The sequence below is a fragment of the Streptomyces sp. SudanB52_2052 genome (genome assembly GCF_964272415.1).
GTDB lineage: Bacteria > Actinomycetota > Actinomycetes > Streptomycetales > Streptomycetaceae > Streptomyces > Streptomyces olindensis.
Window position 1 is genome coordinate 5,373,778 of sequence record NZ_OZ186796.1, and the last position, 26,300, is coordinate 5,400,077.

22 protein-coding genes and 1 tRNA gene are annotated in these 26,300 nt (G+C 71.4%); 7 read left to right on the plus strand and 16 right to left on the minus strand.

Annotation, left to right across the window (positions count from 1 at the left end; all coding sequences use genetic code 11):
- Positions 1–45 precede the first annotated feature (45 nt).
- From ACSUPV_RS24070 to ACSUPV_RS24105, 8 genes are all read right to left on the minus strand, one after another.
- On the minus strand, positions 46–732 hold the full coding sequence (locus tag ACSUPV_RS24070) for an LPXTG cell wall anchor domain-containing protein (protein WP_436948531.1): 687 nt from the start codon (positions 730–732) through the stop codon (positions 46–48).
- Between the two features lie 137 nt (positions 733–869).
- The gene (locus ACSUPV_RS24075; RefSeq protein WP_382617241.1) at positions 870–1,373 is read right to left on the minus strand and encodes a hypothetical protein; all 504 of its coding nucleotides are present in this window, start codon (positions 1,371–1,373) and stop codon (positions 870–872) included.
- A gap of 42 nt (positions 1,374–1,415) precedes the next feature.
- On the minus strand, positions 1,416–2,018 hold the full coding sequence (gene pth / locus ACSUPV_RS24080) for an aminoacyl-tRNA hydrolase (RefSeq protein ID WP_382617243.1): 603 nt from the start codon (positions 2,016–2,018) through the stop codon (positions 1,416–1,418).
- A 69-nt stretch (positions 2,019–2,087) separates the two neighbouring features.
- The gene (locus tag ACSUPV_RS24085) at positions 2,088–2,684 is read right to left on the minus strand and encodes a 50S ribosomal protein L25/general stress protein Ctc (protein WP_031117923.1); all 597 of its coding nucleotides are present in this window, start codon (positions 2,682–2,684) and stop codon (positions 2,088–2,090) included.
- A gap of 206 nt (positions 2,685–2,890) precedes the next feature.
- Complete coding sequence (locus ACSUPV_RS24090; protein WP_031117924.1) at positions 2,891–3,871, minus strand: ribose-phosphate diphosphokinase; 981 nt, start codon at positions 3,869–3,871, stop codon at positions 2,891–2,893.
- Between the two features lie 135 nt (positions 3,872–4,006).
- Positions 4,007–5,455 carry a bifunctional UDP-N-acetylglucosamine diphosphorylase/glucosamine-1-phosphate N-acetyltransferase GlmU gene (gene glmU / locus ACSUPV_RS24095; protein WP_436948532.1) on the minus strand — a complete coding sequence of 483 codons (1,449 nt, stop codon included), beginning with the start codon at positions 5,453–5,455 and terminating at the stop codon, positions 4,007–4,009.
- A gap of 112 nt (positions 5,456–5,567) precedes the next feature.
- Positions 5,568–5,638 (minus strand) — tRNA-Gln (locus ACSUPV_RS24100).
- Between the two features lie 11 nt (positions 5,639–5,649).
- Positions 5,650–6,528 carry a hypothetical protein gene (locus ACSUPV_RS24105; protein ID WP_382617247.1) on the minus strand — a complete coding sequence of 293 codons (879 nt, stop codon included), beginning with the start codon at positions 6,526–6,528 and terminating at the stop codon, positions 5,650–5,652.
- Positions 6,529–6,695: 167 nt separating this feature from the next.
- On the opposite strand from ACSUPV_RS24105, the gene ACSUPV_RS24110 reads away from it, so the two are divergent.
- Entirely contained in the window at positions 6,696–7,994 is a 1,299-nt protein-coding gene (locus ACSUPV_RS24110; RefSeq protein WP_359786906.1) for a sensor histidine kinase, read from the plus strand.
- 25 nt (positions 7,995–8,019) lie between these two features.
- Here the strand turns inward: ACSUPV_RS24110 and ACSUPV_RS24115 are convergent, their stop codons facing one another.
- Together ACSUPV_RS24115 and ACSUPV_RS24120 are read right to left on the minus strand one after the other, a co-directional pair.
- On the minus strand, positions 8,020–8,514 hold the full coding sequence (locus ACSUPV_RS24115) for an SUKH-3 domain-containing protein (RefSeq protein ID WP_037758729.1): 495 nt from the start codon (positions 8,512–8,514) through the stop codon (positions 8,020–8,022).
- Positions 8,515–8,611: 97 nt separating this feature from the next.
- Positions 8,612–9,247, minus strand: coding sequence for a YwqJ-related putative deaminase (locus tag ACSUPV_RS24120; protein WP_359786902.1), 636 nt, complete (start codon positions 9,245–9,247; stop codon positions 8,612–8,614).
- Between the two features lie 396 nt (positions 9,248–9,643).
- Here ACSUPV_RS24120 and ACSUPV_RS24125 point away from each other — a divergent pair, with 396 nt between their 5' ends.
- The 4 genes from ACSUPV_RS24125 to ACSUPV_RS24140 all read left to right on the plus strand — a co-directional run bounded on the left by ACSUPV_RS24125 (position 9,644) and on the right by ACSUPV_RS24140 (position 15,587).
- On the plus strand, positions 9,644–10,648 hold the full coding sequence (locus ACSUPV_RS24125; RefSeq protein WP_031117930.1) for an SMI1/KNR4 family protein: 1,005 nt from the start codon (positions 9,644–9,646) through the stop codon (positions 10,646–10,648).
- Positions 10,649–10,656: 8 nt separating this feature from the next.
- The gene (locus ACSUPV_RS24130; RefSeq protein WP_436948533.1) at positions 10,657–13,869 is read left to right on the plus strand and encodes an SUKH-4 family immunity protein; all 3,213 of its coding nucleotides are present in this window, start codon (positions 10,657–10,659) and stop codon (positions 13,867–13,869) included.
- Positions 13,870–14,097: 228 nt separating this feature from the next.
- Positions 14,098–14,559, plus strand: coding sequence for a carboxymuconolactone decarboxylase family protein (locus ACSUPV_RS24135; RefSeq protein WP_031117932.1), 462 nt, complete (start codon positions 14,098–14,100; stop codon positions 14,557–14,559).
- 143 nt (positions 14,560–14,702) lie between these two features.
- Positions 14,703–15,587 carry a cellulose-binding protein gene (locus ACSUPV_RS24140; protein ID WP_436948534.1) on the plus strand — a complete coding sequence of 295 codons (885 nt, stop codon included), beginning with the start codon at positions 14,703–14,705 and terminating at the stop codon, positions 15,585–15,587.
- A gap of 125 nt (positions 15,588–15,712) precedes the next feature.
- On the opposite strand, the gene ACSUPV_RS24145 is transcribed toward ACSUPV_RS24140, so the two are convergent.
- From ACSUPV_RS24145 to ACSUPV_RS24165, 5 genes are all read right to left on the minus strand, one after another.
- Positions 15,713–17,326: a cation acetate symporter gene (locus tag ACSUPV_RS24145; protein ID WP_436948535.1), complete on the minus strand. Its 1,614-nt coding sequence runs from the start codon at positions 17,324–17,326 to the stop codon at positions 15,713–15,715.
- Complete coding sequence (locus ACSUPV_RS24150) at positions 17,323–17,763, minus strand: DUF485 domain-containing protein (RefSeq protein ID WP_037758743.1); 441 nt, start codon at positions 17,761–17,763, stop codon at positions 17,323–17,325. The genes ACSUPV_RS24145 and ACSUPV_RS24150 overlap by 4 nt, the downstream gene beginning before the upstream one ends.
- A gap of 514 nt (positions 17,764–18,277) precedes the next feature.
- On the minus strand, positions 18,278–18,526 hold the full coding sequence (locus tag ACSUPV_RS24155; RefSeq protein ID WP_436948536.1) for a hypothetical protein: 249 nt from the start codon (positions 18,524–18,526) through the stop codon (positions 18,278–18,280).
- A gap of 31 nt (positions 18,527–18,557) precedes the next feature.
- On the minus strand, positions 18,558–19,067 hold the full coding sequence (locus tag ACSUPV_RS24160) for a GNAT family N-acetyltransferase (RefSeq protein WP_436948537.1): 510 nt from the start codon (positions 19,065–19,067) through the stop codon (positions 18,558–18,560).
- A 20-nt stretch (positions 19,068–19,087) separates the two neighbouring features.
- Entirely contained in the window at positions 19,088–20,563 is a 1,476-nt protein-coding gene (locus ACSUPV_RS24165) for an MFS transporter (protein ID WP_436949935.1), read from the minus strand.
- 573 nt (positions 20,564–21,136) lie between these two features.
- On the opposite strand from ACSUPV_RS24165, the gene ACSUPV_RS24170 reads away from it, so the two are divergent.
- Together ACSUPV_RS24170 and ACSUPV_RS24175 are read left to right on the plus strand one after the other, a co-directional pair.
- The gene (locus ACSUPV_RS24170; protein ID WP_037758751.1) at positions 21,137–21,925 is read left to right on the plus strand and encodes an ABC transporter ATP-binding protein; all 789 of its coding nucleotides are present in this window, start codon (positions 21,137–21,139) and stop codon (positions 21,923–21,925) included.
- Positions 21,922–24,501, plus strand: coding sequence for an ABC transporter permease (locus tag ACSUPV_RS24175; protein WP_436948538.1), 2,580 nt, complete (start codon positions 21,922–21,924; stop codon positions 24,499–24,501). The genes ACSUPV_RS24170 and ACSUPV_RS24175 overlap by 4 nt, the downstream gene beginning before the upstream one ends.
- 137 nt (positions 24,502–24,638) lie before the next feature.
- Here ACSUPV_RS24175 and ACSUPV_RS24180 read toward each other — a convergent pair whose 3' ends face one another.
- Positions 24,639–26,075 (minus strand): DUF2079 domain-containing protein, encoded by a 1,437-nt coding sequence (locus tag ACSUPV_RS24180; protein ID WP_037867016.1) that lies wholly within the window; start codon positions 26,073–26,075, stop codon positions 24,639–24,641.
- Positions 26,076–26,300 lie beyond the last annotated feature (225 nt).

Below are 26,300 nucleotides of genomic sequence, written 5' to 3' on the forward strand. Positions count from 1 at the left end.
TGCCCCCGAGCCCGTACAGGCTCGGGGGCACAGTCCGTTCCCACGTCAGCCGCGCCGCGCACTCCGGCGACGGAACACCAGGAACCCGCCGGCCGCCAGCAGCACCGCCGCCACGCCCGACAGCAGACCCACCGGGGCCCCGCTGCCCGTCTCGGCGAGATCACCACCCGCGACACCCTGCGGAGACGGCGACGACGACGGCTCACCCCCGCCCGCCGACGACCCCGGAGACGCCGACGCGCCCGGCTCACCCGACGGCGCCTGCGACGCCCCGGACGACGGCGACGCGGACGCCGACCCGGACGGCGCCCCACCGCCGGGCTCCTCGTCCTCACAGTCCGTCCAGAACACCTTGTGCTTCGCCGCGCCCTTCTCGCCGTCGAAGTTCCAGAACAGCTTGTAGTGCCCGTCGGGCAGCGACAGGTCCTCACTCCGGCCGTGACCCCGACCGTCCAGCGTCAGCGCACCGGACTTCACCGTCTCCCCCTTGTTCGCACTCGGGGGAACGGCGTCGATGTGCCAGTCGACCTGCTGGCCACCGTCGAAACCGAAGGCGTCCAGATAGAACACGCACACGTGCGGCTCGTTCCGGCGCAGCTCCTCACCCGTCGAGGCGTCATGGATCTTGACCGTGCCGTTGTCACCGGGAGGAGAGGCCTGAGCGGCCGGAGCGAGCACGAGGACCGCGGAAGCGGCGGCGCAGACAGCGCCGAAACGCATGGGGGTTCGCATCGAGAGTCGTCCATCTTCGAGAAGTGACCGGGAAGATGTGGAGGGGGCGGCTCAGCTTCCAGCCTCACCCGACAGCACGTCAATCACGAACGCACAACGCTCGGCCCCTCCACAGACCTGGAGAACGCCGCAACCCCTCAGACAGTCACGAAAGCGGCCGTCAACAACGCCACACCCGACAACGCCAGCACCCACGCCGCCCGCGTCCGCAGCAGACCACCCGCCACCACCACCGACGCCAGCAACAGCGCACCACCCAGCGGAATCCACGCGTACAGGACCCCCGCCGGACCCGAACGCACCGCGTCATCACTGTTCGGCTTCATGACCACCGTGTAGGTCCGGCCCTTCTCCACCGCGACCGACTTCTCCAGCTCGACCCTCGACCGCGGCTGCGAACCCTCCGACAACGGCGTGTACCGGCCCCAGCACATCTGCGCACCACACCTCGACACCTCGACCGTGCCGCGCTCCCGGCCCTTCGTCAGCATCACATGCTGCGCCGTACCCCACGACGCCCACACACCCGCGATCAGGATCAGCACCGCGACCGTGGCCATCGCCGCGAACCGCCCGAACCGCAGCACGGCGACCGAGGCCCGACGAGAGGACATGGCAGTGGCAGGCATGGCCGGGATCATTGGCCATGCCTGAACGGCCCGTCAACCTCGCCGGGCGACAAGTCAGGAGTTGTACGTGCTTTGCGCCCGCTCCAACCCCTCGATCACCAGACACTCCACCGCGTCCGCCGCCCGGTCCACGAAGTAGTCCAGCTCCTTGCGCTCCACCGACGAGAAATCCTTCAGCACGAAATCCGCCACCGGCATCCGCCCCGGCGGCCGCCCGATCCCGAACCGCACCCGGTGATAGTCCGACCCGAACGCCTTCGTCATCGACTTCAGACCGTTGTGCCCGTTGTCCCCGCCGCCCAACTTCAGCCGCAACATCCCGTAATCGATGTCCAACTCGTCATGAACCGCCACCACATGCGCCACCGGCACCTTGTAGAAGTCCCGCAACGCGTTCACCGGACCGCCCGACAGGTTCATGTACGACATCGGCTTCGCCAGAATCACCCGCCGGCTCCCCGGCCCCGGCGGCCCGATCCGCCCCTCGACCACCTGCGCCTGCGCCTTACCGGCCCGCTTGAACCGCCCCCCGACCCGGTCCGCCAGCAGATCCGCCACCATGAAGCCCACGTTGTGCCGGTTCCCCGCATACTCCGGCCCCGGATTGCCCAACCCCACGATCAGCCACGGAGCCGCCGCATCGGTCGTCACGTCCATGTCTCCTTCATACGCGTCGGCCGCTGCCCCGCACGGGAACAGCGGCCGACGAAACGACGACGAAGAGGATCAGGCCTCGGCGGCCTCTTCCTCAGCGCCCTCCTCGCCCTCCGGGGCCTCCTCGGCCTGCGCCGACAGCACCTGCAGAACGACGGTGTCGTCATCGACGGTCAGCGTCGTGCCCTTCGGCAGCTTGATGTCCTTCGCGAGAACGGAGTCACCCGCCGCCAGACCCTCGATGGAGACGGTCACCGACTCCGGGATGTGCGTCGCCTCGGCCTCGACCGGCAGCGCGTTCAGCACGTGCTCCAGCAGGTAACCACCCGGGGCCAGCTCGCCCTCGGTGTGCACCGGGATCTCGACCGTGACCTGCTCGCCACGCTTCACCAGCAGCAGGTCCACGTGCTCCAGGAAACCCTTCAGCGGGTCACGCTGCACGGACTTCGGGATCGCCAGCTCGTTCGTCTTGCCGTCGATGTCCAGCGCGATCAGCACGTTCGGCGTACGCAGCGCCAGCAGCAGCGCGTGACCCGGCAGCGTCAGGTGCAGCGGGTCCGAACCGTGCCCGTACAGCACGCCGGGAACCTTGTCCTCACGACGGATACGGCGCGCGGCACCCTTGCCGAACTCGGTGCGCGTCTCGGCGGAGATCTTCACCTCGGACATATTCACTCCTCGAAGTCAGAAACGGACGTGGTCACCCGGCCACGAACGGCCTGCTACGAAGAGCGCGTCGATAACGGACCACCGCATCCCGCCAAACAACGGGAACGGCCTCCCTCGCCGAGCAACTGCAGCAGTCTACTCGGAGAGGGAGGCCGCACCCAAAAGGATCTCTCCCGCGATCTCTGAAGCGATCGCCGACGCGATCTCTACTGCTCGTCGAACAGGCTCGTCACCGAACCGTCCTCGAACACCTCACGCACCGCACTCGCGATCGTCGGCGCGATCGACAGCACCGAGATCTTGTCCAGATCCCGGCTCAGCTCCGCCGGCGTCGGCAGCGTGTTCGTGAACACGAACTCACTCACCCGCGAGTTCTTCAGCCGGTCCGCCGCCGGACCCGACAGCACACCGTGCGTCGCCGTCACGATCACGTCCTCCGCACCATGCGCGAACAACGCGTCCGCGGCGGCACAGATCGTCCCACCCGTGTCGATCATGTCGTCCACCAGGACACACACGCGACCCTTCACCTCACCCACGACCTCGTGGACGGTGACCTGGTTCGCGACGTCCTTGTCCCGCCGCTTGTGCACGATCGCCAGCGGCGCGCCCAGCCGGTCGCACCAGCGGTCCGCGACCCGCACCCGGCCCGCGTCCGGCGACACGACCGTCAGCTTCTCCCGGTCCACCTTCCGGCCCACGTAGTCCGCCAGCAGCGGCAGCGCGAACAGGTGGTCCACCGGACCGTCGAAGAAGCCCTGGATCTGGTCCGTGTGCAGATCCACGGTCAGGATCCGGTCCGCACCCGCGGTCTTCATCATGTCCGCGATCAGACGCGCCGAAATCGGTTCACGTCCACGGTGCTTCTTGTCCTGCCGCGCGTAACCGTAGAAGGGCACGATGACCGTGATGGACCGGGCCGACGCACGCTTCAGCGCGTCGATCATGATCAGCTGCTCCATGATCCACTTGTTGATCGGAGCCGTGTGGCTCTGGATCAGGAAGCAGTCGGCACCACGAGCCGACTCCTGGTAGCGCACATAGATCTCACCGTTGGCGAAGTCGAAGGCCTTCGTCGGGACGACCCCGACACCCAGCTGTTGGGCGACCTCCTCCGCAAGCTCGGGGTGGGCGCGGCCGGAGAAGAACATCAACTTCTTCTCGCCGGTCGTCTTGATCCCGGTCACAGCACTGTCTCCTCAGAGGTGTCGCAGCTGGGTGTCGAGAGACCTCGCAGCCGGCTTGCCGGAGGCCGTCTCAGCTGGTGGGGGTGCGGGTGTGCACTTATCACCGTACGCCGTGTTTGAGGCGGCGGTTTCCGGTCAGCCCTCGTCTGACGGCTCCCGGGACGCCGCCTCCGCCGCCTTCGCGGCCGCGCTCCCCGGACGCTTACGAGCCACCCAACCCTCGATATTCCGCTGCTGACCACGGGCCACGGCCAGCGAACCGGGCGGCACGTCCTTCGTGATCACGGACCCGGCGGCGGTGTACGCACCGTCCCCGACCGTGACAGGCGCCACAAACATGTTGTCCGAGCCCGTACGGCAATGCGACCCGATGGTCGTGTGGTGCTTCTCCTGCCCGTCGTAGTTCACGAAGACGCTCGCGGCACCGATGTTCGTGTGCTCACCGATCGTCGCGTCACCGACGTACGACAGGTGGGGCACCTTCGTCCCCTCACCGATGGAGGCGTTCTTCGTCTCCACGTACGTACCGATCTTGCCCTTCGCCCCCAGACGGGTCCCCGGACGCAAGTACGCGTACGGCCCGACCGTCGCCCCCGCACCCACCTCGGCACCATCGGCCACCGTGTTGTCGACGCGCGCACCGGCACCGACCCGGGTGTCCTTCAACCGCGTGTTCGGACCGACCTCCGCGCCCTCGCCGAGGTGCGTCGAGCCGTGCAGCTGCGTGCCCGGGTGGACGACCGCGTCCTGCTCGAACGTGACGGTGACGTCGATCCACGTGGTCGCCGGATCGACGACCGTCACACCGGCGAGCATCGCCTCCGTCAGCAGCCGGTCGTTCAGGATCCGGCGGGCCTCCGACAGCTGCACCCGGTTGTTGATCCCGGCGATCTCACGGTGATCCCCGGCCACGGAGGCCCCCACCCGGTGCCCGGCCTCCCGCAGGATCCCGAGCACGTCGGTCAGGTACTCCTCGCCCTGGCTGTTGTCCGTCCGCACCTGCTTCAGCGCGTCCGCGAGCAACTGACCGTCGAACGCGAACACACCCGAGTTGATCTCACGGATCGACCGCTGGGCGTCGGTGGCGTCCTTGTGCTCGACGATGGCGGTGACGGCGCCGGTGGCGTCGTCCCGCACGATCCGCCCGTAGCCGGTCGCGTCCGGCACCTCGGCGGTCAGCACGGTGACCGCGTTGCCGTCGGCGGAGTGGGTGGCGGCGAGTTCCTGGAGCGTGGCGCCGGTCAGCAGGGGAGTGTCCCCGCACACGACCACGACGGTCCCGTCGACGGACCCGCCCAGCTCCTCCAGGCCCATCCGGACGGCGTGTCCGGTGCCGTTCTGCTCCGCCTGCACGGCGGTACGGACGTCCGGGGCGATCTCGCCGAGGTGCGCGGTGACCTTCTCCCGCGCGTGGCCGACCACGACGACCAGGTGCTCGGGGTTCAGCTCGCCCGCGGCGGCGAGCACGTGGCCCACGAGACTGCGGCCGCAGAGCTCGTGCAGGACCTTGGGTGTGGCCGACTTCATACGGGTGCCCTCACCCGCTGCGAGAACGACGACGGCTGCCGGGCGGTTGGCGCTCACGGGATGCCCTTCGGCTGTGGATGGGGTGGGGTGACATCCGCAGGATACCGGGGGGTTTTGTGGGGGGTATGAGTGCGGGCCCCGACCAGTTAGTCAGGGCCCGAACCCGGTGCTCCCGGGGAAGGAATCGAACCCTCATTCAAGGGACCAAAACCCTTTGTCCTACCATTAGACGACCCGGGATGGTATGCCCGCTATGTCCGATTCGCTAGATCGGCTGCGGAGCCAGCCCCTACTATGCCGTACCAGGCGCCTTCCATGCGACGGTACAACTCGGCGCTCTTGGTGACGTAAATGGCCAAGCAGCCTCGATAGGAGTCCCCGACGTTCTTGCGTACGGTTCGCGGGTTGTGTTTCTTGAGTGTCGTGCGCTGGAACGTCGACGCGTCCACGCCGACGAGCTCAGCCCAGAAAGTCTCGGCCCCTGTCACGTCTGCCGACTCGTGGATGTAGACGCGGAATCGAAGGCGCTCGTCTTCGACGCCCAGCGACTTGAGCCAGCGCAGGTAGAAGCGAATGACGTTCGGGTCGCTGTTGATGAACTGGAGATTCTCGCGGCGCTGCCGGCCGTGCACCTTGTCCTTGGCGCCTTCGGCCCAGTAGAGGGCGACGCCCGTCAGAAACAGCTCCCGGGGTGACAGGTCGCCGATCGCCTGCTTGGCGGCCTCCTTTGTCTGCTGTCGCTCCTCGTCGCGAACTGCCAGTTCGTGCTCCCACCTCCGCTGTGACGCCAGCTTGGCCTGCTCGGCCGGGGCGCGGCGCTCCGGCTTCGGGAGATCCCGTACCCACAGCGAGATCGAGCTCTTCGAGCACCCCAGTTCCACCTGGATCCGGTCGTACGTCCAGCCCTGGAGGCGTAGCTCCCTGGCCCTGTCCCGGAGGTCGTCCTTCGCGTTGGGGCGCTTCGTCCAGGCCGGTGGGGGCTCGCCCTCCAGCAGGCGGTTGAGGATGTCGTTGTTGTCGACGTGCAGGCGGTCGCGGATCTGGCGCCGGCTCAGGCCTGCGCGGCGCAGCTCCACGGCCCGTTCCCGTAGTCCCTCGAAGTCGGCGTATTTGCCGGTGGCATGTGTCATACGCATACCGTCCGGGCGGAATGGAGGCTTCCGGGGTCGAACGGTGTGCGATTCAGCAGTTCGAGGGATATCGGGCGGTATTGCAGCCGAACGGTCACGCAGTGTGGTGTAGGCCAGTCCGGGAAACTCACCGGAAAACCGGCGGCGGGCGCCCGTAGGCTGGAGGCATGACCGCGACGGGGGAAGACCATGTGACGGCCCGGGGAGGGCCGTGGTGGTGGGCCAGGCGGCGTAGTGCCGTGTTCGATGTGAGTCTGGCCGTGGTGTCCGCGCTGGAGTGCGGGCTGGAAGGGGTTCCGTTCGCGAGGGACGCCGGGGTCCCGGTGGCGGCGGGGGTCGTGTTCGGGCTGCTGGCGGGGGCCGTGCTGGTCGTGCGGCGGCGGTGGCCGATCGCCGTCGTGCTGGTCTCGATCGCGATCACGCCCGCGCAGATGGGTTTCGTGCTGGGCGTCGTCGGCCTGTACACGCTGGCCGCGGCCGAGCTGCCCCGCCGCATCATCGCCTCGCTGGCGGGGATGTCGCTGGTGGGCACGCTGATCGTGACGTTCGTGAAGACGCGGCAGGACATGGTCCGGGGGGATCTGGACCTGGGTGACTGGTTCGTGCCGTTCGCGGCGATCACGATGTCGCTGGGCTTCACGGCGCCTCCGGTGCTGCTCGGCCTGTACGTGGGGGCCCGGCGGCGTCTGATGGAGAGCCTGCGGGAGCGGGCGGACAGTCTGGAGCGGGAGCTTCAGCTGCTGGCCGAGCGGGCGGAGGAGCGGGCCGAGTGGGCCCGGAACGAGGAGCGGACGCGGATCGCCCGGGAGATGCACGACGTCGTGGCGCATCGGGTGAGTCTGATGGTGGTGCACGCCGCCGCCCTGCAGGCGGTCGCCCGGAAGGATCCCGAGAAGGCCGTGAAGAACGCCGCGCTGGTGGGGGACATGGGGCGGCAGGCGCTGACCGAGTTGCGGGAGATGCTCGGGGTGCTGCGCAGCGGTGGGGACGAGCGGCGGGAGCGTGCCGCGTCGGTGCCGTTGGCGGCGGTGGGGGTGGCCGCGGCGGCCGCGGCGTCGCGGGCCGTGGACGACGACGGGCCGTGTCTGGCGGAGATCGAGGAGCTGGTGGGGCAGTCGGCCGCCGCGGGGATGGTGGTCGATCTGTCGGTGGAGGGGGATGCCCGGTCGTATGCGCCGGAGGTGGAGCAGACGGCGTATCGCGTGGTGCAGGAGGCGTTGACGAACGTCCACAAGCACGCGGCGGGGGCGAAGACGTATGTGCGGCTGGCGCATCGGGTGTCGGAGATCGCGATGCAGGTGGAGAACGAGCCGCCCGAGGAGGCGGCGTCGTCCGCGCGGTTGCCGTCCGGGGGGAACGGCTTGGTGGGGATGAAGGAGCGGGTGTCGGCGTTGGGCGGGGTGTTCGTGTCCGGGCCGACGGACGCGGGGGGTTTCCGGGTGTCCGCGGTGATTCCGGCATCGTAGCCCGCTGCGGGTCCGGGTTCGGGGGTCAGCCCGCTGTGAGGCGTGTGGGTTCGGTGCCGGTGATGAGGGTGGTCAGGGCCTGGTCGATGTCGGCGCCGAGGTACCAGTCGCCGGTGTGGTCGAGGGTGTAGACGCGGCCGGCGGTGTCGATGGCGAGGAGGGCTTGGCTGTCGGTCTCCGCGCCGAGGGGGCAGACCTCGGTGCCGAGGGCGCGGCCGAGGTCGCCGAGGGTGCGGGCCATGTGGAGGCCGTGCAGCGGGTCGAGGTGGAGGGTGGCGGGGGCGACCTGGCGGCCGGGGCCGGTGGGGGTGATGTGGAGTCCGCCGAATTCGGCCCAGGCTTCGACCGCGGCGGGGAAGACGGTGTGGCGGTGGCCTGCGGGGGAGGCGTGGTCGCGCAGGGCGTCGGCCCAGATCTCGGCTTGTTTGATGTCCCAGCGTCCGGGTTGCCAGCCGGCGGCGCGCAGGGCGGCGTCGACGGGTACGGCGAAGCGGGTGGTGGAGGTGCGGTCGGTGTGCATCTGCCCTTCGTCTCGTCGAGGTCATGGGGTGGCGCGGCGCGTGCCTGGTGTCTCTGGTGCTGCGGGGGGTGAGGGCGTCAGCGGCGGGGTGGGGGCGTCAGCCGTTCTGGGACGCCGGGTCGACTATGCGGACCCCGAAGTGGGCGCTGAGTGCGGTGCAGGCGCGGCAGGGGGTGGCGAAGCTGCCGTGGAGGGGGTCGCCGTCCTCGCGGATGCGTCGGGCGGTGAGTTTAGCCTGCTTGAGGGCTTTGCGGGCTTCGCCGTTGGTCATGGGTTTGCGGGCGGCGCGTTTGCTGCGGGCGGCGTCGGCGGCGGCGATGTGGCGGGAGATGAGGATGGTCTCGGCGCAGCGGCCGGTGAAGCGGTCGCGTTGGGCGCTGGTGAGGGTGTCGAGGAAGTCCTGGACGAGGGGGTGCAGGGCGGGGGGTGTGTCGCCGCGGGCGGCGGTGCCGGTGAGGGTGGCGCCGCGGACGGAGAGGGCGGCGGCGACGGTGGGGAGGATGCCGTCGCGGCGGTGGTGGAGGACGGGGGTGGGGGCGGCTTCGGTGGTGCTCCAGCCGATGCGGGGGTCGCCGGCTCGGGGGTCGCCGGCTCGGGGGTCGGCGGTTCGTGGGCTGCCGGTTGGTTGGCTGCCGGTTCGGGGGTCGGCGGCTCGTGGGTCGCCGTTGCGGGGGTCGCCGTTTCGTGGGTCGGCGGACCTGCCGGTGTGTGGTCCCGTCTGTGTCGCGTTCATGATCGTCTTCCCCTCCGTGCATCCCCCGGGAGGTCACAGACTGCCAAATTCCGTGGCTGGTGCGGAAGCTGGGGCGGGGCGACACGCCCGTACCGGGGCGTGCCGTCACGGTGGGGTGACGGCTGGTCACGGAAGCGGAGGGGGCGGTTGCCGTGCCGGTGACCGGTGTCGTCGTACCGCATAGGCTGTCGGCACCGCGGGCGATGCGGTGATCCGTTCGGAGATCGATGCAGTGAACCGGAGGGTGATCCGCGGGGTCGGGGCGTGCAGTGAGGTGCAGTGATGTGCGCCGAGGTGCAGTGAAGTCGAGAAAGAAGACGTGACAGTCGATACGGGCCGTAGTGCGCCAAAGGTGGTGAATACGGGTCGTACAGAGTGCCGCAGGGGGCAACCGCCATGACGACAGGTCGGCTCGGGCAGCAAGCCGCGCCGCCGAACGCGGCCTACGCCGGGCAGGTCGTGCATTTCCCGGACCCGGTCCGGGCGGCCCGTCACCCGAGAGGGGTACGGGTCGACGAGCGTGGTTACCCCGATTTCTCGCCCTACGCGCGCGCGGCCGCGGAGATCGCGGAGCCCCCGGAGGGTTTCGGTGTCGACGAGTTGCGGCTGACGGACTACGTGTCGGCGAACACGGCGCTGTCGGCGTCCGGGCACGAGCTGTGGGACACGGTGCCGGCGGTGGCGACGCCGCACGGCTGGACGTGGCACCACGTGGTGGGCACGCGGCGGCTGGAGCTGGTCCCGGTCGAGGTGAAGGCGCTGCTGCGGCACCACGGGGGCGTGGCGACGTCCGGTGTCGACCAGACCAAGCGGGGCACGCGGCCGTTGCAGGAGACGCGTCCGGCGCACTTCGGGCTGCCGAAGTCGGGTGTGGCGGTGACCGAGTCGCAGGTGCAGGGCGTCGAGGAGGACCTCGGCTACCGGCTGCCGGGTGCGTACCGGTCGTTCCTGAAGGCGGCGGGCGGCTGCGCGCCGGTGGGTGCCGCGCTGGACGCGGAGCTGGGGCTGCTGGTGGACCAGCCGTTCTTCACGGTGCGCGACGAGGCCGCGGTCAATGACCTGGTGTACGTCAACAAGTGTCTGCGTGACCATCTGACCAAGGACTACCTGGGGATCTCCTTCGTGCAGGGCGGGTTGCTGGCCGTGAAGGTGAAGGGCGACCGGGTCGGTTCGGTGTGGTTCTGCTCGTACGACGACGCGCGGGACGTGGACCCGTCGTTGCCGCCGGCGGAGCGGGTGGAGCGGTTGCTGCTGCCGTGCGGGGACGACTTCGACGTCTTCCTGTCCCGTCTGGCCGGTGATCCGCCGGAGTTGGAGACAGTGGCGAACCTGATGGTGGACGGCGGGTTCGCGCGTGTGGTGCCGGTGGGTGCGGTGTCGTCCTCGGCCGTGGGGGAGTGACTTCAGCGATGGTGACCTTCGCGCAGGCGCAGGAGCGCGCCGAAGAGTGGATCAACGGGGACGTGCCGTCGTACCAGCATCGTGAGGTGCGGGTGCGGGAGTTCGACCTGGGGTTCGTGGTGTGGGCCGAGGACCGGGCGGACGGGCCGCGTTCGGACGGGGGCGCGCAGCGGCTGGTGATCGCGCGGGACAGCGGCGAGGCGACGCTGTGGCCCGGGCTGCCGGTGGGTGAGGTGATCCGCCGGTACGAGGAGCAGTACGGCCGTCCGGACGCGGTGGAGGAGCCGGCACCGGCGGCGCCTGCCGCGCGGGTGGATCTGAACCAGACGTCGTTCCTGCTGACTCCGCCGGAGTGGTTGCAGGACGCGGCCGACAAGCTGGGGATTCCGGATCGGCGGGGGGCCGGGGCGACCTCCGGTGGGGCTGGGGGCGTGGCTTCCGGTGGGACCGGGGGTGGGGCTTCGGGGGCTGCTGCGGGGGCGGTTTCGGATGCTGCTTCGGGGGCGGTGGCTGGTGATTCCGGTGCCGGTGCTGTCTCGACGGGGGCTGCGGGTGCTTCTTCCGGGGCTGGTTCCGCCTCGACGGGGGGTGCCGCTGTCTCGGCCGGTGATGCGGCTGCTTCCGCGCAGGGGGCGGCCGTCGCGCCGGGGAGTGGTGCGTCGTGGCCGGCTGCCGGGGGGAGCGACGAAGGGGCCGAGCCGGGGGCTTCCGACCGTGGGGCTTCGGGAGCGCCGGCCGCACCGGTCGTGCCTGCCGGGGCGACGCCCTGGGCCGGTACGGACACCAACGCCGATGGCGGGGACGACCGTTCCGTGCCGCTGCCCGCGACGGTCTTCGCGCCGCCGCTGAGCGAGGTCGGCGACGACGCGCCGCCGTCGGCGACGGCTGATGCCAAGACGGCCCTGATGTCGGGCGGCAGTCAGTTGCCGCCGACTGCGGTCACGCCGGCGGTGGACCAGCCGAGCGCGCCCGCTCCCGCTGCCGGGCCTGCCGGCCCGGGGTACGGCTATCCGCCGGGGGCGCCGCAGGGCAGCACGCTTCCGCCCGGGCCGGGTGGGCAGCCGTACGGGTATCCGCAGGGCCACCAGGGGAGTACGCCTCCCCCTGCTCCGGCTGCTCCGCCCGCTCCGGCGTCGTACGGGTATCCGCAGGGCGCCGGCGGGGCTGCTGGGGCTCCCGCGGGTCCCGCAGCCGGTTCTGCTGGTTCCGCCGGTGGGGCGCAGTCGCCGGGTGGGCCGGGTACGGCCGGGCGGCCGCTCGCTCCGAACGCCGGGGACATCGCCGACGCCGCGACCAGCAAGGCGACTCCGCCGCCGGGGCGTGGCCGGGGGGCGGGTGCGACCACGCCGCCTCCGCCGGGTGCACCGGGTGCCCCCGGTGCGTCGGGTGCGCCGGGTGCCGCTGGGGCGCCGGGTGCGCAGCCGGGGGCGACGCCTCCGCCGTCGGGGCCCGGGGCACCGGGTACTCCGGCGGGCGGTTACGTGCCTACGCAGCTCGTGTCGGCGCTTGGCCCCGAGGGGCCCGGCGGACCGGGCGGTCCGGGCGGTCCGGGCGTCGCTCCTGGTCACGAAGGTCCGGGCGGTCCGGGGAGCCATGGGGGTCCCTCGGGGGTCGGGGCCGCGCAGGGGCAGGGTGCGCCGCTGCCTCCGCAGCAGCCGCCGGGTTCGCAGGGTGCGCCGCAGCCTCCTGGCGCGCCTGGTGTGCCGCAGCCCCCGGGCCCTCCTGGTGCGCCGCAGTCGCCGGGCGCCCCGTATCCGCCTGGTGTCCCCGGTGGGACGCCTCCGGGCGGTGTTCACCATGCCGCCACGATGCTCGCCGACCCCGGTCGGATGGGCCCGGGAGCGCCCCAGCCTCCGCAGCCCCCGGGCCCTCCGGGTGCGCCGGGTGCGCCGAACCCGCCTGGCCCGCCTGGTCCTCCTGGTGCGCCGCAGCCTCCGGGTGCCCCGGGTGCGCCCGGTGGTCCGGGTCCCGTGCACCACGCGGAGACCATGTTGGCCGCGCCCCCGCCGGGCGGCCCCGGCGTACCTCCGCCGCCGCAGGCGCCGGGCGCACCGCCCGCCGCTCCGGGTGCTCCGGGCGCCCATGGCGCGCCCGGCGCACCGCCGATGCCTCCCGGTGCGATGCCGCCTGGCGCGGTGCCGGGTGGGATGCCTCCGGGCGCGGTGCCGCCCGGTGCGATGCCGCCCCCCGGTCAGCCCGGCCCCGGCCGGCCGCCGGCGTACGGCTATCCGCAGCAGCCCACCGGGCAGCCGACCGTCGGTCCCGGCTACCAGGCCGTGCTGCGCTACCGCGCGCAGGACGGTTCCGAGCAGCAGCTGATCCGGCGTTCGGCGCCGGGCACGCCGCACCCGGAGTGGCAGATCTTCCACGAGCTGCGCGCCATGAACGTGCCCCCGGACCAGGTGCTGGAGCTGCACACCGAGCTGGAGTCGTGCGAGCTGCCGGGCGCCTACTGCGCGCGGATGATCCGGGAGCAGTGGCCGCAGGCGCGCATCACGTCGATCGCGCCGTACGGCACGGACCACGCGAGCCGGCAGCAGGGCATGCAGCAACTGCTGGCCCACCAGGGCGAGTTGCACCAGGTAGCGGACGGCCCGGCGCGTCCGGCCCCGGTGCGTGCCCCGCTGCCGCCGGTGCAGGCGGCGCCGCCGATCCCGCCGGAGGGCATCGCGCAGGAGCTGGCGGCGGCGTTCGGGCCGGGGGTGTTCCGGTTCGAGCAGGCCGCCGTGTCCCGGCAGGGTGTGCCGCCGGTCGTGGCGCACACGCTGGTCGCGGCCGGCCTGCCGATGGACATGGGGCCGTTCTTCTGGGCGCAGGCGCAGCCGGGGCGGCCCGTGCCGACGCTGGCGGAGCTGGCGGCCGAGCGCGGTGTGCAGCCGGCTCCGGACGCGGGTTCCTACCTGGTGATGGGCAGCGACTTCGGCAAGGCGATCTGCGTGCAGTACGGCACGGCGAACATCGTCGCCGTGCCGGTGGAGGCGGGGCCGGGCGGGGCGCCCGTGCCGCCGCAGTTCGTGAACACCGGGCTGCCGGAGTTCGCGCGCTGCCTGGCGCTGCTCGGCCGGATGTGGCGGCTCAGGTTCGGGCTGAACCAGGAGCAGGCGGGCCGCTGGACCGTCGACTTCCAGGCCCAGTTGGCCGCGCTCGACCCGGCGGCGCTGGGATCGCCGGAGAGCTGGTGGTCGGTGCTGCTGGAGCAGATGTGGGACGGGTTGCTGTGAGGCTGTGACGCGTCGCCGCTGACGTGACGTGCTGTGAGAGCCGGTGCCCGGTCGTTCGTACGACCGGGCACCGGCTCTTTTCGCGCCCGTACGACTTCGTGCCGTACGACTTCATGCCGTACGAAGTCGTGCCCGTCGAAAAAACTTCGTGCCGGGCTGTCACACCTGCCGCCGCCGCTCCGTCAGTGCAGTGACAGCGACGCACCACCGACACAGGAGGCAGAGATCATGCAGGCACGGATGAAGAACCCGGCGTTCGTCCTTCCCGGCGCGATGAAGGGCATCGGCACCCTGTTCCAGGCGATCGGGGAGGGCGGCCTGGCGCAGGATGTGGCGGAGATCGTGGGGCTGCGCGCCAGCCAGATCAACGGCTGCGGCGCCTGTGTGCACGGGCACGTCGAGAACCTCCGCAAGGCCGGCGCGAGTGAGGAGCGCATCGCTGCCGTCGCCGCCTGGCGGCACGCCCCGTTCTTCTCGGACGCCGAGCGCGCCGCGCTGAAGCTGACGGAGGCGATGACGCGGCTCTCCGACCTCTCGGGGGAGTCGGTCCCGGACGCGCTGTGGGACGAGGTGGCCGACCACTTCGACGAGAAGGAACTCTCCGCGCTGATCCTCACCGTCGCGGTCACCAACCTGTTCAACCGCATCAACACCACCATCCAGGAGCCCGCCGGCACCACATGGGGCTGATGGCCGTACGGCCCGGTCGTGGGCCCCTGACCCCGGTGCGGAGTGTCGCGTTATGAACACTTCCGTCTGATCCACCAAGATGTGCGCGAAATCATCCCATTTCTTGCGCGGTGTCGCGTCGGTGTGGTGGAGAGGGGTCCAGGATGAGCAGCGCATCGGTGTCGCCGCACGGCTTCGTGGCCGTGCGGGGGCGCGGCTACCGTCCCGAGCAGGTCGACGGGTACGCCGAGGCCCTCTCCGCGGAACGCGACGCGGCCTGGGAGCGGGCCGCCCGGCTGACGGTTCTCGCCCGGCAGATGGGCGAGGAACTGGGGCGGCTGCGGGAGGCCGCGGCCCGACTGGCCCCGCAGACCTACGAGTCGCTCGGAGAACGGGCCCACAGGCTCTTCGAAATCGGTCGGGAGGAGGCCGCGGCCGTACGGGAGGGAGCGCGACGCGAAGCGCGGGAACTCGTCGATGGAGCGCGGGAGTCCGCGGCCGGCGTGCGTGAGTCCGCACAGGCGTACGCCGATGCCGTACGCGCCGACGCCGACGAACGCGCCCGGCAGCGGCTGCTCGCCGCGCGCGCCGAGGCCGACGAGATCCGGGGCTCGGCCCGGAGTGAGGCCGAGGAGCGGCGGGGTGAGGCGCTGGCCGCACTGCGGGAGGTGCGGCAGCGCACGTCCGGGATGCTGGCCGAGCAGGCCAAGGAACGCGACGAGCGGTGGGCCGAGGTGGAAAGGGAGGAGGCCGACCGCGCGGCGGCGATCGACGCGGACCGCGCGGAGGCCGTCGCGCTCGCCGAGGCCGCGCTGTCCGAGGCCGAGCAGGCCTTCGCCGACGCCGAGGAGTCCGCCCGGAGTTTGGAGGAGGAGGCTTCCGCACGGGCGGCGGAGTTGGCGGACCGGGCCCGGGGGCGGGTGGAGGCCGTCGAGAAGGAGACGGAACGGGTGCTCCGCGAGCACGCGGAACGCGCGGACGACGTACGGGACCACATCGACCGCGTCCACACCAGTCTGACGGCGTGGGCGGGGCAGACCACGGAGTGACGGGCCGGGCGTGGCTGTGGCCGCTTGCCCGGCCCCCGGGCAGGTGAGGGCATGCCCGACCTCGTGCGCCACCGGGGCGGTACGGCCGGCCGTACCGCCGCCGTACCGCCGCCGTACCGTCCGTGTCAGCGGTTCCTCCGTACCGCGCCCGCGAGGATCCAGCCCTCCACCGCCTCGTACTGGTGACGCTGTTCCTCCGACTTGCGGCGGCCGGAGGCCATCGTGCCGAGCCAGCCGCAGGCGAAGCCCAGGGGTATGGAGAGCAGGCCCGTGGTGGTGAACGGGAACCAGTTGAAGTCGGCCTCGGGGAAGGCGGAGACGGGCGAGCCGGAGACCAGGTTCGTGCCCGGCATCAGCAGCAGGACCGCCAGCGAACCGCCGATGAGCGTGCTGAGCATCCCGGTTCGGGTGTAGCGGCGCCAGAAGAGGCTGTAGACCAGCGCGGGCGCGATGGCCGAGGCACCCAGGCAGAAGGACAGCGTCACCAGGGGTTGCAGGCTGCGGTGCTGGACGAGCGTGGCCAGGAGGATCGCCGGGACGCCCACCGCCAGGGCCGAGACCCGGGCCAGTGCCATCTCGCGGCGCGGCGACATCTCCTGCACCCGGGCCGCGAACACGTCGTGCGCGAGGGAGTTGGCGCAGGCGAGGATCATCCCGGCGACGGAGGCGAGCAGCGTCAGGAAGACCGCGGTGGTGACGGTCGTGAACAGGAACGTCTCGGCCGTCGACACGTCCGCGCCGAACGCCGCCTGCGAACCCAGCAGATAGGCCGTGTTGCCCTGTGGGTCGACCTGGGCGATGACCTCCCGCCCGACCAGCGCGGTCGCGCCGAAGCCGACGACCGTGATGACGAGCACGAACAGGGCCACGCTCGACACGGCCCAGGACATGGAACGCCGTACCTGCGTGGCGCTGGACGCGGTGTACATGCGCATGGTGACGTGCGGCAGGCAGGCGCCGCCGAGGACGATCGTCAGATGCGCGGTGATCATGTCCAGGTCGGGGCTGGCGGCGCCCGCGAACTGCAGGCCCGACGAGAGGAACGCCGACCCCACACCGCTGTTCTCGGCGGCCGCGCCGAACAGCGCTCCCGGGTCCCAGTCGAAGCGGTTCAGGATCAGCGCCGCGACCACCAGGCCGGAGCCGAGCAGCATCACGATCTTCAGGATCTGGATGAGGGCGGTGCCCTTCATGCCGCCGATCGCCGCGTAACTGATCATCAGTGCGCCCACGCCGATGATGCAGCCCGTCTGCAACGACTCGCCGGAGAAGCCGAGGATGAACGCCATCAGCTGCCCGGTCCCCGCCAACTGCACCAGCATCAGCGGCAGCAGCGCCGCCAGGGTCACCGCACAGGCCGTGATCCGCACGGCGCGTCCGGGCATACGGCGGGTCAGTGCGTCGCCCATGGTGAACCGGCCCGCGTTGCGCAGCGGTTCGGCCAGCAGGAACATCAGCAGCATCAGCGACAGGGCCGTGCTCAACGCCAGGACGGTGCCGTCGTAGCCGAACAGGGCGATCACGCCGCCGGTGCCCAGGACGGTCGCGGCGGAGATGTAGTCGCCGGCGATCGCCAGTCCGTTGCGCATGGGGGACAGGGAGCTGTACCCGGTGTAGAACTCGTCGAGGTCGTCCCGGTCCGGGCCGGTCATCACGCACAGCAGCAGCGTGATCGTGGCGACCGTGGAGAAGCCGACCAGGGACATCGCCTGGGCGTTGCCGCTGAACTCGGTGGTCACCGCGCCCCCTCCCGCTTGGCGTCCAACTGGGCCTGCCTGCGTATCCGGTCCGCGATCGGGTCGACGTGACGGCGGGCCGTCGTCTCGTACAGGGCGATCGCGAGCCAGGTCACGGGGACCTGGATGAGCGCCAGGAGCAGGCCGGTGGGCAGGCCGTCGGTGACGGTGCTCGTCATGAACGACGGCGCGAACGCCGACAGGATCAGGAACAGGGTGAAGTACCCGAGCGCCGTGAGCGTGGCCACGCGCCGCTGCCAGCGGTATGCACTGCGCAGGATCCGCAGGTCGCTGTGGTGTCCGAGGGCGGCGTGGCGCTGGGGACGCCTTCCGGCCGCCGGCTCGGGCTCCTGCTGCGGCGCCCAGGGGTAGGTGTCATAGGAGGGCGACGCATCGGGTGGCGGTGGGTACGGGCGGTACGGGGGTGGGTCGTAGGACATCCCGGTGCTCCTTGCGAGGGTGTTCCGGTGCGGCGGACCGCAGGGAGGTGGGGGGTGGGCGGCCATGCACGTTACTTCGGAGTACCGGGGCTGCGCGAGGGTTTCGCCAAACTGATCGGTCGGTATGCGCTTACCTTTCCGACCTCGGGTGTTACCCGCGTTAACCGCGGCGTGTGCGCGTCCCCGGTGGGCTACTTGAGGTGGATCAGCGCCACGGACGCCGGCACGCCGCCGCCATCGTCGAGCGTCGCGGCGAACGCCAGGCGCCGGTCGGTCCGGGGCCGCACCGAGCTCCCGGCCCGGATCGTGAAGCCGACGCCGACCCGTCCTCCGCGGGAACGCGTATGTGTTCCTCCTGCCGCCCGTGCTCGGTCCGCACGGACCACCCGCCGCCCACCGGCCGCGCCGCGACCGTCACGTGGCACGCGGTGGCACCGAAGTTGTAGACGTCGACGACCATGCGCGTACGGCGGCCGAGACGGTAGCCGTACGGGGGTGGCGCGTCCCCGTCGTCCTAGCCGGGGGCGGCGTTGCGGGCGGGGAAGCGCTGGGCGAGGACGATGTGCTCGGCGCGGGAGAGGCGGGCCCGGGGGCCAGCGGTCGCTCGGAGGGAGGAGGCGGTGACCCCGGCGACCGCGGGGGAGACGACGTACAGAGGGTCGCCTGAGGCGGTCACCGGCCCCGTCGACAGGCGGCGGCCCATCAGGTCGTACGCGACCCCTGCCACGTCCACGCGCACCGGTCGCTCCGCCCACAGCACCATGACCCGCTCACCACGACTTTGCGGACACCCCCTAGGGAGCGCCGAGGGCGGTGGCGAGGTGTCGGCGGACGTAGCGGATTCCGGGGCGGCTGTCGACGGTCGTGTTCTCCACCGGCGTGAAACCGCTGCGGGTCAGGACGGTCATCGACGCCGGGTTGTCCAGGGTCGTGACCGCCGTGAGGGTCGTCAGCCCGTACTCGGCGGCGGCCAGGCGGCTCACCTCCGCGACGGCCGCCGTCGCCACGCCCCGGCCGGCGGCGCGTTCGCCGACGCGGTAGCCGAGTTCGGCGCAGCCGTCCGCCACGTCGAGCAGGTTCACCCGGCCGATCAGCTTCCCCGCGTCGTCCAGGACGACGTGGAAGTGGCACACACCCGCCCGCTGCTCGGCCAGCAGGGCCCGATGGCGTGCGGCGAAGCCGGCCGGAGTGAAGTAGGCGTCCCCGCGGTCCGGCACGGTGCGGGCGAAGTACGCACGGTTCTCCCGCTCGAAGGCCAGCAGGGCTTCCGCGTGACCGGCCGTCAGCCGTTCCAAGCTCACCATGGGCCGGAGGGTACGCAGGGTCAGTCCTTCAGCACCGGGAATTTCCGGGGCGCGAGGAACAGCAGCACCAGGAACGCCAGCGCCGCCGCACCCGCCGCGCCCAGGTACACCGCGTGCACCGCGTGCGCGATCGCCCGCCGGGTCGCCTCCGGCGCGCTGCCCGAATCCAGCGCCCGGGTCACCGAGTCGAGATCGCCCGCACCGCCGAGCCGGGCGGCCAGTACCCCGTTGGCGACCGCGCCGAAGACCGCCGCGCCGATCGTCTGGCCGGTCTGACGGCAGAACAACACCGACGCGGTCGTCGTACCGCGCTCCGCCCAGCCCACCGTCGACTGCACCCCGACGATGAGCGGCAACTGGAACAGGCCCAGCGCGGCGCCGAGCAGCAGCATCAGCAGCGTCGGCTGCCACGCCTGCCCGGGGTACGGCAGGAAGGGGAACGCGAACAGGGTCAGCGAGGCCGCTCCGATGCCCAGCATCGCGGTGTTGCGGAAGCCGATCCTGCGGTACACGTGCTGGCTCAGCGCCGCCGACACCGGCCAGCTCAACGTCCACACGGAGAGCACGAATCCGGCGGCCACGGGCGCGAGGCCCAGCACCGACTGGGCGTAGGTGGGCAGGAACACCGTCGGTGCGACCATCAGCAGACCCAGCGCGCCCAGGGCCAGATTGACCGCGGCGATCGTGCGGCGCCGCCACACCCAGCCCGGGATGATCGGCTCCGCCGCCCGGCGCTCCACCAGCACCACCACCGCGACCAGGACGAGTCCCGCACCGAACAGGGCCAGGGAGGGCGCCGACAGCCACGGCCACGCCACTCCGCCCTGCACCAGGGCCGTGAGCAGGACGCCGCCGCAGGCGAACACCGCGAGCGCGCCCGCCCAGTCCACGCGCGCGTGGGTCGCCGTTTCCCGCTCCGGCTCGTGGAGGTGACGGACGATCAGCCACAGGGCGACCGCGCCGATCGGCAGGTTGACCAGGAAGATCCAGCGCCAGTCCGCGTACGCGGCGAGCACACCGCCGAGGCCCGGCCCGGCGACCGCGGACAGCGCCCACACCGTCGACAGTTTCGACTGGATCCTGGGCCGCTCCTCCAGCGGGTACAGGTCCGCGGCGAGTGTCTGCACGGTGCCCTGGAGGGCGCCGCCGCCCAGGCCCTGCACGATCCGGAAGGCGATGAGCGCCCCCATGTTCCAGGCCAGCGCGCACAGCAGGGAGCCGATGAGGAAGACGACCGAGCCCGCTATCAGGACCGGTTTGCGGCCGAAGGTGTCGGAGAGCTTGCCGTACACGGGCAGGGTGACGGTCACGGCCAGCAGGTAGCCGGAGAACAGCCAGGAGAAGACGGAGAAACCGCCGAGGTCCCCGACGATCTGCGGGACGGCCGTCGAGACGATGGTGGCGTCGAGCGCCGCCAGCGCCATCGAGAGCATCAGCGCGGCGACGACGGCTCCGCGCCGGTCGGTCGCGGCCGGACGCGCGGTCTCATGTGCCATGGAACTGGTGCCGCCCACCCCGGGTTCCTCCCCCTCGCCGTGGCCCCGCCGCAGTCCTGCGCCGTCGCCGCCATGCCTGCCCCTTGCACCTACCTTCCGCCCGACAGCTTCCCACTTGGCCCGCCCGTCGCCCGACCACCGCCCCTCAACGACGCGCTTCGCGCGGCCCTTGTCCGATGCAAGTCGCGGGAGGGTGGAGCCTGACTGCACCGACGGGGGGAGTCTCACTGGACCGGCGGGTGGAGCCGACCCTGAGACGGCCTCCACCCTTCGGTGGACTGCCCCTAGGGGTACCTCCGTACTAGGACCTGGGGAGGGTTCGTACCGGCGGAGGACGAGACGCCGAGGGGGCGTTCCTTAACCTGGCTTTACGCCGCCGGGGGGCGGTTTTGCACACCGGCGGGGGTGGGGTTTTCCACAGGAAAAGACTGCGCTGAACACCAGGGCGCGGGGCCCCTCCCCGCGGCGAGACTGAAACGCGTCGGACGGATCCATCCGGTCCGGCAACGCGTACCGCGGCTGTCGACCAGGCGACCGCCTTCACCATCTGCTGACCGATATAGGAGACATACCGTGACTTCGGCTGTGACCATTCCCAGGCACGGGGGTACTGGAGGGCGTACGGCCGTTGCCGCGCGGGCGCGGCAGGTCGTGAAGGCGTACGGGTCCGGAGAGACCCGGGTCGTCGCCCTCGATCACGTCGACGTGGACATCGCACGCGGCCAGTTCACCGCGATCATGGGGCCCTCCGGCTCCGGCAAGTCCACGCTCATGCACTGCCTCGCCGGGCTCGACACCGTCACCGGCGGGCAGATCTACCTCGACGAGACCGAGATCACCGGCCTGAAGGACAAGAAGCTCACGCAACTGCGCCGGGACCGCATCGGGTTCATCTTCCAGGCGTTCAACCTGCTGCCGACGCTGAACGCCATCGAGAACATCACGCTGCCCATGGACATCGCGGGCCGCAAGCCGGACAAGCAGTGGCTCGCGAGGGTCGTGGAGACCGTCGGGCTCGCCGACCGGCTCAAGCACCGGCCCACTCAACTCTCCGGCGGCCAGCAGCAGCGCGTCGCCGTGGCGCGGGCGCTGGCGGCCCGGCCCGAGATCATCTTCGGCGACGAGCCCACCGGAAACCTCGACTCCCGCGCGGGCGCCGAGGTCCTGGGCTTCCTGCGCCGCTCCGTGGACGAGCTGGGCCAGACCATCGTCATGGTCACGCACGACCCGGTGGCCGCCTCGTACGCGGACCGCGTGCTGTACCTCGCCGACGGCCGCATCGTCGACGAGATGTACAAGCCGACCGCGGAGGCCGTCCTGGACCGCATGAAGGACTTCGACGCCCGGGGGCGCACGTCATGACCGTCATGAAGACCTCGATGCGCAACTTCCTCGCGCACAAGGGCCGCATGGCGCTCTCCGCGATCGCCGTCCTGCTGTCGGTGGCCTTCGTCTGCGGGACGCTCGTCTTCACGGACACCATGTCGACCACGTTCGACAAGCTCTTCGCGGCCACCTCCTCGGACGTGACGGTGAGCGCCAAGGGCGCCTCCGACAGCGGCGAGACGACCGCCGACAACGGCAAGCCGCCGGTCATGCCGGCCTCCGTGCTCGGCGAAGTCCGCAAGACCCAGGGCGTGAAGTCCGCCGAGGGCACGGTGTTCTCCACGTCGGTCACCGTTGTCGACGCCGACAAGGACAACCTCTCGCCCTCCAGCGGCGCCCCGACCATCGTCGGCAGCTGGAACGCCACCGACGCCCGCACCATGAAGATCACCTCCGGTGCGGCACCCAAGGGCGGCGACCAGATCATGGTCGACGCCGACACCGCCGACAAGCATGGCCTGAAGCTCGGCGACGAGATCGGCGTGATCAGCGCGGTCGGCACCCACAACGCGAAGATCTCCGGCATCGCCGACTTCACCGTCACCAACCCCGGTGCCGCGATCTTCTACCTGGACACGAAGACCGCCCAGCAGACCCTGGTCGGCGAGACCGGCGTCTACACCAGCGTCAACGTCACGGCGGCCGCCGGTGTCAGCGACGCACAGCTGAAGAAGAACGTCACGGCCGAACTCGGCGGCGACTACCAGATCAAGACCGCCAAGGAGACCGCGGACGCCAACCAGAAGGACGTCGCGGGCTTCATGAACGTCATGAAGTACGCCATGCTCGGCTTCGCCGGGATCGCCTTCCTCGTCGGCATCTTCCTGATCATCAACACCTTCTCCATGCTGGTCGCCCAGCGCACCCGGGAGATCGGCCTGATGCGGGCGATCGGCTCCTCCCGCAAGCAGGTCAACCGCTCGGTGCTCGCCGAGGCCCTGCTGCTCGGCCTCGTCGGATCACTGCTCGGCGTGGGCGCCGGCGTCGGCCTCGCGGTCGGCCTGATGAAGCTCATGGGCCAGATGGGCATGGAGCTGTCCACCGACGACCTCACCGTGGCCTGGACGACCCCCGTGGTCGGCCTCGTCCTCGGCGTGATCGTCACCGTCCTGGCCGCCTACCTGCCCGCCCGCCGCGCCGGCAAGATCTCCCCGATGGCCGCCCTGCGCGACGCGGGAGCCCCGGCGGACGCCAAGGCCGGCTGGATCCGCGGCATCCTCGGCACCGTCCTCACTGCCGGCGGCGGCTTCGCCCTGTACCTGGCGGCGGCGGCCGACAAGGCCACGGACGGCTCGCTGTGGCTCGGCATCGGCGTGGTGCTGTCGCTGATCGGCTTCGTCGTCATCGGCCCCCTGCTCGCCGGTGCGGTGGTCCGCGTCCTCGGCGCGGTCCTGCTGCGGATGTTCGGCCCCGTCGGGCGCATGGCCGAGCGCAACGCCCTGCGCAACCCGCGCCGCACCGGCGCCACGGGCGCCGCCCTGATGATCGGCCTCGCCCTGGTGGCGTGCCTGTCCGTGGTCGGCTCCTCCATGGTGGCCTCCGCCACCGACCAGCTCGACAAGACCGTCGGCACGGACTTCATCGTCCAGTCCGACAGCGGCCAGCTGATCACCCCGCAGGCGGTCAAGGCCATGAAGTCGACGCCGGAACTGGAGCGGGTCACCGAGTACAAGTGGACCAAGGCCGACTTCACCACCCCCGACGGCGAGACCCTCAAGGACACGGCGATCACGGCGGCGGACCCGTCGTACGCCACCGACCTGCGCACCGAGACGGTCGCCGGCAAGCTGCCCGACGCCTACAAGCCCGACTCGATGTCCGTGCACGAGAAGTTCGCGGAGGACCACGGCATCACGCTCGGCTCGAAGATCAAGGTGGCCTTCAAGGACGGCTCCGCGGCCGACCTGACGGTCCGGGCGATCACCAGCAGTGACGTCGTGATCGACGCGGGCGCGATGTACACGTCCATCGCCACGATGGCCAAGTACGTCCCGGCCGACAAGATGCCGCTGGACTCGCTGGTCTTCGCCAGCGCCAAGGAGGGGCAGCAGGACGCCGCCTACAAGTCCCTGAAGTCGGCGCTGCACGACTACCCGCAGTACACCGTGCGCGACCAGACCGACTACAAGGAAGCCCTGAAGGACCAGATCGGCCAGCTGCTCAACATGATCTACGGCCTGCTGGCCCTGGCGATCATCGTCGCCATCCTGGGTGTGGTGAACACCCTGGCCCTGTCCGTGGTGGAGCGCACCAGGGAGATCGGCCTGATGCGGGCGATCGGCCTCTCCCGCCGCCAGCTGCGCCGCATGATCCGCATGGAGTCCGTCGTCATCGCCCTCTTCGGCGCCCTGTTGGGCCTCGGACTGGGCATGGGCTGGGGCGCCACCGCGCAGCAGCTGCTCGCGCTGGAGGGCCTGATGGTCCTGGAGATCCCCTGGCCGACGATCATCGGCGTCTTCATCGGCTCGGCGTTCGTGGGCCTGTTCGCGGCACTGATCCCGGCGTTCCGGGCGGGCCGGATGAACGTCCTGAACGCGATCGCGACCGAGTAGCCGCCCAAGGACCACCGCACACGGGGGTTGCGGGGGATGGGCCCGCCCCGGAGGTCTCCGCCTCCGGGGCGGGCCCGAGCGCTGTGCGCACGCACCCACGCGGCCGCTTCCGGCGCCATGCGGGCCTCGGGGTGGATTCAGCCCCCGGCCGTCCGCCGCTCGAGGACCACGTACCCGCCCGCCTCGCCCGCCACGGCGTACTCGGCGCCGGGGTGCAGCACCCGGGCGTAGCCCACCGGGTCGCGGTACCTGCCGCCGACGTTCTCCAGGGCGATGTACTCCGGGGTGACGCCCTGGGTGTTGCCGAGCCAGAAGACCCGGCAGCGCGAGGTGAGGCGGCTGATCGGGCCGATGTTGGCCTCGACGGTGGCGCCGTCGGGTATCCGCGCCAGCAGCCGTTCGACGCCGGACACCGCGGCCGGCTTGCGGTAGATCTCGGCCTCGGTCAGCTGCGCCAGCGGCAGGGAGGTGGTCAGCGCCAGCGCCGCGGCGGCGACGGCGGCCGGAAGGTGGACGGCGTACGAGCGCAGCCACGCGCGCGTGCTGAGGCGGGCGGTGGTGAGGGCGTCGGCGAGGGCGAGCACGACGACCGGCATCAGGACCGCGCTGTAGTGCCAGTCGGTGCCCCAGTAGTCCGGGTCCCCGGACAGGAAGCGCCAGCCGAGCGTCGGCAGGGCGACCACCAGCAGCGGGGAGCGCAGGGCGAGCAGCCCGGTGGTGGGGATCAGCAGCCAGGCGAGGGTGCGCAGCTTGGTGCCGAGGCCCTCGACGGGGCTGCCCGCGTCGCTGACCTTGTCCCAGTAGGCGTAACCGCCCGAGGGGCTGAACGACGGGATCGCCACGGTGAGGACGAGCACCGTCGCCGCCACGCCGAACACCGCGACACCCAGTGCGTACCGGACCGCCCGGGGCGACCGGCCGCGCGCCCGCCAGGCCACGAGCAGCGCGATCGCGGCCAGGGTCAGCCCCAGGTCCTCCTTGACCAGCACCAGCGGAAGCGCCCAGCACAGGGCCGCGCGCAGGCGCTGCGCGAGGAGGGCCTCCAGGGAGAAGGCGATCAGCGGGACGGCGAAGCAGACCTCGTGGAAGTCGAAGTCGACGGCGCGCTGGACGCCCCAGGACAGCCCGTGGGCGAGGCCGAGGGCCAGACCCCGGCGCCGGCCCAGGAGCCGGGCGGCGGCGCGGGTGACCGGCACGGCGGACAGCGCGAAGAGCGCCGCCTGCGCGACCAGCAGCGTGACCGGCGAGGGAAACAGCCGGTACAGCGGCGCGAGCACGGCGGTCACCGGGCTGAAGTGGTCTCCCAGGATGTCGAAGCCCGGCCCCTTGAGGTCGGCGACCGGCGCCCGCAGATGCGCGTAGGCACGCACGGCCTGCTCGAAGATGCCCAGGTCCCAGGAGAGCGTCGTCATGTGCCGGTAGCGGCCGACGGAGACGGCCGTGTAGGCGGCGAAGAGGGCGGCGGCGAGGATCCACGGGTCCCATCGCGCGCTGAGGCGGCGCCGGTCACCCGGGGTGCGGACGACCGGCGTCGGTATCCGGGGCGACGGGACCCGGAGGGTGGAGGCAGGCATGACGTGCCTTACGCAGGGGCGGGAATCGGACAGATCATGCCGTGGCGAAAACAACTGGTGGGGGTGAAGTTGTGAAGATTGGGCGGCTGATTCCCCCTTGACCGGCGTGATGGGGCACGGCCAGGGGAGAACGGGCGTTATCCACAGGCCCGCCGCGCGGGCGCGCATCGTCGTACGCTGGAGACCCCCGGCCCGCAGCGCGCGTCGGGCCCGTCGTGTTGCCCC

Bases quoted from the DNA above. Each gene is read 5' to 3' on its own strand.
- ACSUPV_RS24070 (WP_436948531.1), bottom strand. From the start codon at position 732: ATGCGAACCCCCATGCGTTTCGGCGCTGTCTGCGCCGCCGCTTCCGCG.
- ACSUPV_RS24075 (WP_382617241.1), bottom strand. From the start codon at position 1,373: ATGATCCCGGCCATGCCTGCCACTGCCATGTCCTCTCGTCGGGCCTCG.
- pth (WP_382617243.1), bottom strand. From the start codon at position 2,018: ATGGACGTGACGACCGATGCGGCGGCTCCGTGGCTGATCGTGGGGTTG.
- ACSUPV_RS24085 (WP_031117923.1), bottom strand. From the start codon at position 2,684: ATGTCCGAGGTGAAGATCTCCGCCGAGACGCGCACCGAGTTCGGCAAG.
- ACSUPV_RS24105 (WP_382617247.1), bottom strand. From the start codon at position 6,528: ATGACACATGCCACCGGCAAATACGCCGACTTCGAGGGACTACGGGAA.
- ACSUPV_RS24110 (WP_359786906.1), top strand. From the start codon at position 6,696: ATGACCGCGACGGGGGAAGACCATGTGACGGCCCGGGGAGGGCCGTGG.
- ACSUPV_RS24115 (WP_037758729.1), bottom strand. From the start codon at position 8,514: ATGCACACCGACCGCACCTCCACCACCCGCTTCGCCGTACCCGTCGAC.
- ACSUPV_RS24120 (WP_359786902.1), bottom strand. From the start codon at position 9,247: ATGAACGCGACACAGACGGGACCACACACCGGCAGGTCCGCCGACCCA.
- ACSUPV_RS24125 (WP_031117930.1), top strand. From the start codon at position 9,644: ATGACGACAGGTCGGCTCGGGCAGCAAGCCGCGCCGCCGAACGCGGCC.
- ACSUPV_RS24130 (WP_436948533.1), top strand. From the start codon at position 10,657: ATGGTGACCTTCGCGCAGGCGCAGGAGCGCGCCGAAGAGTGGATCAAC.
- ACSUPV_RS24135 (WP_031117932.1), top strand. From the start codon at position 14,098: ATGCAGGCACGGATGAAGAACCCGGCGTTCGTCCTTCCCGGCGCGATG.
- ACSUPV_RS24140 (WP_436948534.1), top strand. From the start codon at position 14,703: ATGAGCAGCGCATCGGTGTCGCCGCACGGCTTCGTGGCCGTGCGGGGG.
- ACSUPV_RS24150 (WP_037758743.1), bottom strand. From the start codon at position 17,763: ATGTCCTACGACCCACCCCCGTACCGCCCGTACCCACCGCCACCCGAT.
- ACSUPV_RS24155 (WP_436948536.1), bottom strand. From the start codon at position 18,526: ATGGTGCTGTGGGCGGAGCGACCGGTGCGCGTGGACGTGGCAGGGGTC.
- ACSUPV_RS24160 (WP_436948537.1), bottom strand. From the start codon at position 19,067: ATGGTGAGCTTGGAACGGCTGACGGCCGGTCACGCGGAAGCCCTGCTG.
- ACSUPV_RS24165 (WP_436949935.1), bottom strand. From the start codon at position 20,563: ATGGCACATGAGACCGCGCGTCCGGCCGCGACCGACCGGCGCGGAGCC.
- ACSUPV_RS24175 (WP_436948538.1), top strand. From the start codon at position 21,922: ATGACCGTCATGAAGACCTCGATGCGCAACTTCCTCGCGCACAAGGGC.
- ACSUPV_RS24180 (WP_037867016.1), bottom strand. From the start codon at position 26,075: ATGCCTGCCTCCACCCTCCGGGTCCCGTCGCCCCGGATACCGACGCCG.